Source organism: Mycobacterium asiaticum (assembly GCF_001673365.1).
Taxonomy (GTDB): domain Bacteria; phylum Actinomycetota; class Actinomycetes; order Mycobacteriales; family Mycobacteriaceae; genus Mycobacterium; species Mycobacterium asiaticum_A.
In genome coordinates, this window is sequence record NZ_LZLS01000071.1 from 1 (window position 1) to 3,878 (window position 3,878).

Below are 3,878 nucleotides of genomic sequence, written 5' to 3' on the forward strand. Positions count from 1 at the left end.
GGGTGAGCCGGGCCGCCAGCAGGGCGGCGCGGACGGCTTCCAGCCGGTGGGGGTCGTCGGGCTCGGTGCGCAACTGCAGCACCGATGTCCCGTGTTCGAAGGTGCCGGCTGTGGTGACGTCAAAAACCGTCGCCGCCCAACGACCGTCGTCCTCACCCAACACTGCGGTCAACTGGGCCGGCGACCAGACGTAGGTGGAACCCTCGCGACCGTCGGCATCGGCGTCCAGCGAGGACGTGAACATGTCGCCGTCGGCGAGGTCCTCGAGCAGAAACCGCGCGGTCTGCGCCGTGACCCGGCGGGCCAGCGGATCACCGGTCCGTCGGGCCCAGTGCGCATACCAGCGCAGCAGAAGCGCATTGTCATAGAGCATCTTCTCGAAATGCGGTACTACCCAAGCATTGTCGACGCTGTAGCGGGCGAACCCGCCGGCCAGCTGGTCGTAGATGCCGCCGCGGGCCATCGCGTTCCCGGTGTGCTCGAGCGCCTGCAGTGCCGCCGCCGATCCGGTCCGTTCGTACTGGCGCAGCAGCCCTTCCAGCAGCGCCGACGGCGGAAATTTCGGGGCAGTGCCGAATCCGCCGTGGACGGTGTCCTGGTCGCGCAGCACCGCGGCGACCGCGTGAGAGCACAACTCCGGTGTGATCCGCGGACCGCCACCGGCCAAGCCGGACACCGTCGACCGCAGCTCCCCGGCGATGTGATCCGACGCCTGCTCAACCTCGGCGCGGCGTTGCGCCCAGGTTTCGGCGACGGCCGAAAGCAGTTGCAGGAAACTCTCTTTCGGGTAATAGGTGCCGCAGAAGAAAGGCCGGCCGTCCGGCGTGAGGAAGCACGTCATCGGCCAGCCACCCTGGCCGGTGAGCGCGACGGTGGCGTTCATATAAACGGAGTCGATATCGGGACGCTCCTCGCGGTCCACCTTGATGCAGACGAAGCCAGCGTTCATCACCGCGGCAACCTCGTCGTCGTCGAACGACTCGTGGGCCATCACGTGGCACCAGTGGCAAGCGGCATAGCCAATGGACAGCAGGATCGGCACGTCGCGCGCCGCCGCGTCGGCAAGCGCCTGCGGCGTCCATTGCTGCCAGTGCACCGGGTTGTCGGCGTGCTGGCGCAGGTACGGACTGGTGGCCCGGCCTAAGGTGTTGGTCCCGGACGGCTCAGCCGGGCTCACGGGGGGATCCGGGTGATCGGGCAGCTCCGTTGTCGTCCGGTCGGGCAGGCTCTTCGCCCACCCCGCCAGCCGCGTCGGTTCCCTCGTCGGCGGCCTGATCGGGTTCGGGATGTTGACGATCGAAGGATTCCGGGACCTTCTTCAGCTGTTTGTTCATCGACCGCACCAAAAACACGGTGGCGATAATCAGCAACACCACCACTACCAATCCGATCGGACTGGCCTTGCCGAAGTCTGGGCCGTTGTTCTTCGGTCCGCCGTCAGCAATCACGGTGAGCAGAAGCTGGTTCACCGGTCCTCATCCTCCTCGCTGATGCCCTCGAACAGATCGGTCTCGGGCACGGTGGCGGGGACGCGCGAGCGGGCCAACTCGTATTCCTCGGTGGGCCACAGCCGCTCCTGCCACGAGATCGGTGCCGCGAAGAACTCGGCGTTCGGGTCGATCTGGGTGGCGTGTGCAAGCAGCGCGTCGTCTCGTTGACCGAAATAGGCCGAGCACTCCACGCGTGTGGTCACGCGTTTGTCCAGGTGGTCGTGCTCCGGTAGCCAGTGGGTCAGCCACTTCCCGAACGGCCCCTCTTGGCCGTGCTTGATGAATTCGTCCTGCAGCAGCTGCATCCGGGCCCGCAGAAAGCCGTGGACGTAGTAGAGCTTCGAGACGTTCCAGGGCTCGCCGGCATCCGGGAATCGACAGTAGTCGCCGGCCGCTTCGTAGGCGCCGACGGACACCTCGTGACACCGGATGTGGTCAGGATGGGGATAGCCGCCGTTCTCGTCATAGGTGATCATCACGTGCGGGCGGAACTCGCGGACCAGCCGCGTCAACGCCCGCACCGACTGCTCCAGCGGGACCAGCGCGAAGCAGCCCTCAGGCAGCGGTGGCAGCGGGTCGCCCTTGGGCAGACCGGAGTCGACGAACCCCAGCCAGGTGTGCTCGACGCCCAGGATCTCGGCCGCCTTGGCCATCTCGTCACGGCGGATCTCGTGGATGTGTCCGTGCACGTCAGGCAGGTCCATGGCCGGGTTGAGGATGTCGCCGCGCTCGCCACCGGTCAGCGTCACCACCATGACCCGGTGGCCCTCATCGGCGTACCGGGCCAAGGTGGCCGCACCCTTGCTGGATTCGTCGTCGGGGTGGGCGTGCACCGCCATCAACCGCAGTTTGCTCACGTGCTCCCTTGTCCGTTCGTTGGCCGCCCACCGACCCTGCGAGTGCCCCCTATAATTCCAGTTCTCCTGTACCCCACAACTCCCGAGGGCATGACCGACCCCCTTACCCAAGACTCCCTGTCGCGCCCCGAGGGGCGCTACGGCCGCACCCAACTGTCCGGAAAACCGCGCCGCTGGGTCGTCATCGGCCTGACCGTACTGGTCCTCGCGGCGGGTCTGGGGATCGCCGTCGTCGGCTATCAACGAATCGGCACCAGCCCGGTCAAGGGCACGCTGGCCGGCTACCAGTTGATTGACGACGAGACCGCCTCGGTGACGATCAGCGTGCACCGCGCCGACCCGTCGCAACCGGTGGACTGCATCGTGCGGGTCCGGGCCAAGGACGGCAGCGAGACGGGTCGACGGGAGGTGCTGGTCCCACCCGCCGACCAGGCCACGGTTCAGGTGACCACCACGCTGAAATCCAGCAAGCCGCCGGTGATGGCAGACGTATACGGCTGTGGCACAGACGTGCCCGGTTATTTGCGCCCGTCGTGACCGCCCAACAAACGCCGAACTGCGGATATGTCGGTCATGAATCGTTAGCGCAGTGGTAACGTAGGTGAATGCACGGTCCTGCTTGGGACCGTGTATTGCTGCATTAATGGCCCGTGAGAAGAGAACGGAGTGGCAGCAGGCGGGTTGGGGACCCGCCGACGCCCGACCCATCCCGCTACGGGATCACATACTTGCGCGGATGCGCGGAACGACAAACACAAGGAGCGCCACGAGATGACGGACACTCAGGTGACTTGGTTGACCCAGGAGTCACATGACCGACTCAAGGCCGAGCTCGACCAGTTGATCGCTAATCGTCCGGTTATCGCCGCCGAAATCAACGACCGCCGCGAAGAGGGCGACCTTCGCGAGAACGGCGGCTACCACGCCGCGCGCGAAGAGCAGGGCCAGCAGGAAGCCCGTATCCGTCAGCTCCAAGACCTGCTCAACAATGCCAAGGTCGGTGAGGCACCCAAGCAGTCCGGCGTCGCGCTGCCGGGTTCGGTGGTCAAGGTCTACTACAACGGCGACAAGGACGACAGCGAGACTTTCCTGATTGCCACCCGCCAGGAGGGCGTGAACGACGGCAAGCTCGAGGTCTACTCCCCTAATTCACCATTGGGTGGCGCGTTGATCGACGCCAAAGTGGGCGAAACTCGCAGCTACAAGGTGCCCAGTGGCAACACCGTCGAGGTGACCCTGGTCAGCGCGGAGCCCTACCACTCCTGATTTCCGCCGCGTCGAGAGTGCGTTTCGCGACGCCTCGTGCGCGTGTCGCGTCGTCAGATTCACACTCGGCGGCGGCGGATTAGCCCAGTGCTTGCTTGAGATCGGCCAGCAGGTCGGCGATGTCCTCGATGCCGACCGAGAGCCGGACCAGGTCGTCGGGCACCTCCAGCTGCGAGCCGGCGGTCGAGGCGTGCGTCATGGCGCTCGGGTGCTCGATCAGCGATTCGACGCCACCCAGCGACTCGGCCAGGATGAAGACGCTGGT

Annotated in this window: 6 protein-coding genes; 2 read left to right on the plus strand and 4 right to left on the minus strand. The window is 65.9% G+C overall.

Annotated elements, in window-relative coordinates:
* From A5634_RS07620 to mca, 3 genes are all read right to left on the minus strand, one after another.
* Positions 1 to 1,177: thioredoxin domain-containing protein (locus tag A5634_RS07620; RefSeq protein WP_155769412.1), on the minus strand; the 1,177-nt coding region annotated here is incomplete at its 3' end.
* Positions 1,164 to 1,469, minus strand: a complete 306-nt coding sequence (locus A5634_RS07625) for a hypothetical protein (RefSeq protein ID WP_065143451.1) — start codon at positions 1,467 to 1,469, stop codon at positions 1,164 to 1,166. The genes A5634_RS07625 and A5634_RS07620, both read right to left, overlap by 14 nt.
* Positions 1,466 to 2,347: a mycothiol conjugate amidase Mca gene (gene mca / locus A5634_RS07630; protein WP_065143452.1), complete on the minus strand. Its 882-nt coding sequence runs from the start codon at positions 2,345 to 2,347 to the stop codon at positions 1,466 to 1,468. Before mca ends, A5634_RS07625 begins: the two co-directional genes overlap by 4 nt.
* Positions 2,348 to 2,437: 90 nt before the next feature.
* Between mca and A5634_RS07635 the strand changes: the two genes are divergently transcribed.
* Both A5634_RS07635 and greA read left to right on the plus strand, forming a co-directional pair.
* Positions 2,438 to 2,884 carry a DUF4307 domain-containing protein gene (locus A5634_RS07635; protein ID WP_065143453.1) on the plus strand — a complete coding sequence of 149 codons (447 nt, stop codon included), beginning with the start codon at positions 2,438 to 2,440 and terminating at the stop codon, positions 2,882 to 2,884.
* A 234-nt stretch (positions 2,885 to 3,118) separates the two neighbouring features.
* Complete coding sequence (gene greA, locus A5634_RS07640; protein WP_065137229.1) at positions 3,119 to 3,613, plus strand: transcription elongation factor GreA; 495 nt, start codon at positions 3,119 to 3,121, stop codon at positions 3,611 to 3,613.
* 79 nt (positions 3,614 to 3,692) lie between these two features.
* Here greA and A5634_RS07645 read toward each other — a convergent pair.
* Positions 3,693 to 3,878: PLP-dependent transferase (locus tag A5634_RS07645; protein ID WP_172831652.1), on the minus strand; the 186-nt coding region annotated here is incomplete at its 5' end.

What these genes read in the sequence shown, in the direction of transcription:
- A5634_RS07635 (WP_065143453.1), top strand. Translation starts at nt 2,438, where the DNA reads ATGACCGACCCCCTTACCCAAGACTCCCTGTCGCGCCCCGAGGGGCGC.
- greA (WP_065137229.1), top strand. Translation starts at nt 3,119, where the DNA reads ATGACGGACACTCAGGTGACTTGGTTGACCCAGGAGTCACATGACCGA.